Below are 4966 nucleotides of genomic sequence, written 5' to 3'. Positions count from 1 at the left end.
CTGCTGATCGAGGACGACCCGGCAGGCTCGCCGATCGTGCCCGCCCTGACCGACCGGGGCGGCAGGCCGATCCGCGTCCGCACCGCCCGCAACCTCACCGAGGCCGAGCGGCTGCTGACCGACGACGTCCACTGCATCCTCCTGGACCTCGCCCTGCCCGCCCCCGGCGGCCGGCCGGCGAACGGCGCGCACGGCGGCGGTGACGACGGGGGCGACGACGAGCTCGCCGTGCTCAGGTACGTGCTGGAACTCGCGCCCCGGCACGCCGTCCTCGCACTGACCGCGTCCGGGGACGCCGAACGGGGTGCCGAGGCGGTGCGCGTGGGCGCCCAGGACTACCTCTTCCGGGACGAGCTGGACAGCAGGCTGCTGAGCAGGGCGATCCGGTACGCGGTGGAGCGGAAGCGGTCCGACTCGGCCGAGCGCCGGCTCGCCGAGGGCAGGCTGCACGCCCGGGAGAACCGCAGGCTGGAACGCGGGCTGCTGCCGACTCCGCTCCTGGACGGCTCCCCGCTGCACTTCGCCGCCCGCTACCGTCCGGGCCGCTCGCGCGCCCTGCTCGGCGGTGACTTCTACGACGTCGTCCGCACCCCTGACGGCACCGTGCACGCCATGATCGGCGACGTCTGCGGGCACGGCCCGGACGAGGCCGCCCTCGGCGTGGAGCTGCGGATCGCCTGGCGGGCGCTGACGCTGGCGGGCCTGTCGGGGGACGAACTGCTGGGCACGCTGCAGCAGGTGCTGGAACACGAGCGCGCGGACGACGAGATCTTCGCGACGCTCTGCACGGTGGACATCTCCCCCGACGGCCGGGAGGCGGGCCTGTGCCTGGCCGGCCATCCGTCACCGCTGCTCGCCCGCCCGGGGCACCCCGCGCGGCTGCTGCCGTACGACGACAACGGCCCCGCGCTCGGAATGCTGCCCGACGCCCGCTGGCCGCGTACCCAGGTGGAGCTGGGCACCGAGTGGAGCCTGATGCTCTACACCGACGGCCTGATAGAGGGGCGCGTCGGCGACAGCGGGGAGCGGCTCGGCCAGGACGGCATGGTCGGCATGGTCCGCCGCCAGCTCACCGACGGTCTGCGCGGCAAGGAACTGCTCCGGGCGGCGGTCAACGAGGTCCGCGACCTCAACGGCGGCGAGCTGACCGACGACGTGGCGCTGCTCCTCCTGGACCGGGTGCCGCAGCCGTGACCGCGGCCGAGCCGACCGCATCGGGTCGGCCCGGTCGGCTGCCGTCCCGTGTCGCCCGGTGCCTGTCTACCGTCCGCCGTTGTACGGGCCGTAGGGGCCGTCGCTGCTGGAGCCCCGGTGGCTGCGCCCGCCGCCGGAGAGGCCGCGCAGGGCGGGACGGACATCGACCATGTAGACGATGGTCGCGATCAGCCCGATGATCGGCAGGAACGACAGGATGTTGAAGATCAGGTTCACCACGAAGGCGAGCCCGAGGATGATCAGCCAGAACGGCTTGGTCTTCTTGTCCGCCGCGCGATAGGCGTCCTCGCGGCGGACGGCCGCGTCGATCAACGCGAAACCGCTGAAAACGATCAGGGCCATGCTCAGCAGCCACATGAACCCAGCGAAGCCCTGCATCAGCACAACGTCCACCACCCGACTCGGCTCGTCCTTACGCGGTCACCGTACCCGCAACCGCCGGCCGGCTATCCGTGCAACGGGCCGGACACCACGAGAGTGCCCGGCCCGTTCGGTTCCACCCCCGTTCACCGCCGCCGCTCCCCTCGCGGCGTCCTGGCTACTTGGCGGGCGGCGTCGTCTTCCTGGCCGCGGGCCTGCGCACCTGGTCCTTCCCGGCGGCGGCCTTCTTCGCCTCGTCCGAGGCGGTCGGAGCGGCCGTGCCGCCCTTGACGGCCTCGTCCTCCTTGATCTCGACGGCCTCGAGCTTCGGCTTGGGCTCGGCCTTCGGCTCGACGGCGACGGCGATGTCCTCGATGCCCTCGGCGGCCTCGCCGCGCCAGGTCTTCACGGCCTGCTCGCCGTGCTCGGCGACCTTCTCGTACGTCTCACGGGCCTTGACGGCGTACTCGGCGGCGACACCGACGCCGCGCAGGGCGAGGTCCTGAGCGGTCTCGCCGAACTTCTTGAGGTCGGTGTCGAGCGACCCGAAGAACTCGCCGACCTTGGCCTGGACGGTCTCCTGCGTCTCCTTGACCCTGCTGGTCGCCTTCTCCTGGACGGCCTTCGGGTCGGTGCGGCGCACGGCCTCGAAGCGCGAAGGGGCCTCGGTGCGGATCTGCTCCACCAGCCCCGGCACCTTCCTGGCCTGCTGCAGGGCGAGGTCGGCGGTGCCGGCGGCGAAGTAGAGGGGGGTCGGGTTGCTGAAGGTCTTGCGCAGGTCGTCGGTGATGGCCATGGTGAGGGTCCTCCCGGGTTCGTTCTCGGCTGAGGGTCTGTGTGATCCGCGGCGGCGGCCGGTGCCCTGGTCCGGCTCAGCCGGCCGTCTGCTGCGGATCGGTGTCGGTGTCGGTGCCACTGGCCTTGCGGGGCCGGCGCTCGGCGGACGGACCGCCCTTTCCGGAGGAGGGAGCCCGGCGCCCGGCGGACGCACCGCCACCGCCCCGGCGCCCCCGCCGTCGTATCCCGGCACCACCTCCGGAACCGTCCGTGGCGTCCGGAGCCTCCTCGTCGTCCGGAACCCCGGCTCCCCGAGCGGCACCGGCACCTCCGACGGCATCGACGGAGCCGACGGCGTCCACGCCACCGGCACTCCCCGTCGTCTCACCGCCCTCGGGACCCACAAACCCGTTCTCCTTGCGGAAGGACTCGTAGATCTGGAGCAGCACCTGCTTCTGACGTTCGGTCAGGGTGAGGTCGGCGAGGATGACGGCCCGTGTCTCCACGTCGTCGCGGTCCCGCTCGGCGTCGAGGATGCCGGCGCGCACGTACAGCGTCTCGGCGGAGATCCGCAGCGCCTTGGCGACCTGCTGCAGCACCTCCGCGCTCGGCTTGCGCAGCCCGCGCTCGATCTGGCTCAGATACGGATTGGACACCCCGGCGGCGTCGGCGAGCTGCCGCAGCGACAATTGCGCGTTGCGCCGCTGCTCCCGCAGGTAGTCACCGAGGTTGCCGACGTTGAGCGATGCCATGCCTCCACCCTGCCGCACGTCGCTAACTATTGCAAGCACCCGCTTGCAATAGTGCGCCGCGCCGTCCGCGGCCGGAGCCGGGACCGGACATGATCGCCTCGCTGGAGAGCACCCCTCGCCCGCACCGTCACCGGCCCGACACCCCTGCCGGGCTCTCGAAGCACCTGCGCCGGCGAACCGGCGGCATGATCGGAAGCCTCTCCCCCCTGATCCGGGCCGCGGCGATCTCCACCGTCCCCGACGGAAGCGAGCGCATTGCCAAGACCGTCCTGCGGAACATCCGGATCGACCATGACAGCGAATCGGACTCCCCGCCCGACGCAGGCAGGGGAACCGGCCGCACAGGCCGTTCGAGGCCGTCGCCCTGCGCCCATTGCAGCGTCCGCTCAAGCCCTTCCCGCGGGAGACCGCAGTCTCGTTCCCGGCCCGCCCCGCCACGGTCAACGCGATGCGCCCAGCGCCTTCAGCGGCCCTCCCACTGGCTGGACTCCCGGCTGGATCCGGTCGGCCGGCTCAGCGCCCTCAGCGGACACCCCCGGACCTCGATCCGATACGCGATCCCCCGCCGGGGGCGACAGGCGCCGAACCGTGGTTCATCCACCGACTCCGCGTGATCGCGCACCCCATCGAGGCGGCGACGGCACCCGACGCCGACGACTCCGGGCTCAGTTGATACTCCTGCTCCACCCACAGGTTCCGGCAGGGTTCAGGTTCTGGTAACCGGGACGAGGGTCAAGTACGTGACGCCGAGGACGTTGCGGTAGCCGTCGGCCCAGGACGACCGCTGGCGGTCGACTCGTTCGCGGGTCTCAGCGGCGAGTGGGTGGTCCGGGTTCGTGGCGAGCCAGAGTTCCGTGTCGTGGCGGTAGCCGGACTCGAACTCCTCCCACTCCTCACGGCTCGCCGACTCGATCCAGGCCGGCCGGAAGCCCGCCTCGACCGCGAGGTCGACGAGCGGTCCGAGCTGCAGGTGGTCGCCTGCGTGCGCCCCGGGCCACATGGCCGCGAGTTCCTCTCCCGTCGGGGCGCGGTCCCAGAAGCCCTCGCCCAGGACGACACGTCCGCCCGGGCGGACCAAGCGGCGCAGCTCGTGCAGTACGACGCCGGGATCGTACGGCTGCTCGGGGTCGCACAGCGCCTGACCGGCCCCCAGGCAGAGCACCACGTCCACGGGCCCGCGTGCCGTGCCGAGGGCCGACTCCTCGGTGAATTCGACCCGTCCGGCCAGTCCGCGCCCCTTCGCAAGGGCCCTTCCCCTGGCCAGATCCTCGGCGTTGATGTCGAGGCCCACGCCTGTCGATCCCGGGACGGACTCCAGGACGCGGAGCAGCAGTTCGCCCCAGCCGCAGCCGATGTCGAGGACGGTGGAGGGCGAGACGGCGGCGAGCCGCGCGACGATGCGGTCGGCGCGGGCTTCGGAGAGCGGTCCGTGGAAGGTCAGACTGCCGAGACGCGGGGGAAGACCGGAAGCGATTGCCATGGGGTGGAACGTTAGTTCTCCCCGGGTGACGTGCCGAGCGATTTAGATCCGGCTCGACCGTCCCGGACGACTGGCCCGCACCTGGTGTGCCCGCCGCGGATCCACCCCGATCGGCCGCACCCACAGCTTCACCCGCTCGCGGGCCGGGAGCTGAACGCCGCCGTTCTCACCCCTTCAGACGGCCTCCCGCACAGGGCGCCGGGCATCTGCCCACGGAACTCAGGTCTCAGATCGAGCAGGACGTCGGCCCTCGCCCCGTCTCGCTCGATCTGAGCCACCGCAGGTCACAGCATCGCGTTGACCCATTTTCATGGAGACGGGTCGACGACGGGTGGCGCCCGCGCGGGGCGACCACCGTGCCGGCGGGGTCGATGGGCCAGGG

General features: G+C 72.1%; 5 protein-coding genes. 1 reads left to right on the top strand and 4 read right to left on the bottom strand.

Translation table 11 applies throughout. The annotated features are described in order from the left end of the window. On the top strand, nt 1-1194 hold a 1194-nt coding region (locus AOK18_RS07335), incomplete at its 5' end, for a PP2C family protein-serine/threonine phosphatase (RefSeq protein WP_055693792.1). Between the two features lie 66 nt (nt 1195-1260). Here AOK18_RS07335 and AOK18_RS07330 read toward each other — a convergent pair. The 4 genes from AOK18_RS07330 to AOK18_RS07315 form a co-directional block, all read right to left on the bottom strand. Beyond that, on the bottom strand, nt 1261-1593 hold the full coding sequence (locus AOK18_RS07330) for a DUF2516 family protein (RefSeq protein WP_079104882.1): 333 nt from the start codon (nt 1591-1593) through the stop codon (nt 1261-1263). 160 nt (nt 1594-1753) lie between these two features. Further along, on the bottom strand, nt 1754-2371 hold the full coding sequence (locus AOK18_RS07325; protein ID WP_055693791.1) for a hypothetical protein: 618 nt from the start codon (nt 2369-2371) through the stop codon (nt 1754-1756). Nucleotides 2372-2447: 76 nt separating this feature from the next. Beyond that, entirely contained in the window at nt 2448-3104 is a 657-nt protein-coding gene (locus tag AOK18_RS07320) for a helix-turn-helix domain-containing protein (protein ID WP_055693790.1), read from the bottom strand. Between the two features lie 706 nt (nt 3105-3810). Further along, nucleotides 3811-4584 carry an SAM-dependent methyltransferase gene (locus tag AOK18_RS07315; RefSeq protein WP_055693789.1) on the bottom strand — a complete coding sequence of 258 codons (774 nt, stop codon included), beginning with the start codon at nt 4582-4584 and terminating at the stop codon, nt 3811-3813. Nucleotides 4585-4966: the final 382 nt, after the last annotated feature.

This window comes from Streptomyces prasinopilosus, from assembly GCF_001419695.1.
In the GTDB taxonomy this organism is placed as follows: Bacteria; Actinomycetota; Actinomycetes; order Streptomycetales; family Streptomycetaceae; genus Streptomyces; species Streptomyces prasinopilosus.
The sequence above is the reverse complement of the archived record's forward strand: the minus strand, read 5'-3'. Positions and strand labels throughout refer to the sequence as shown.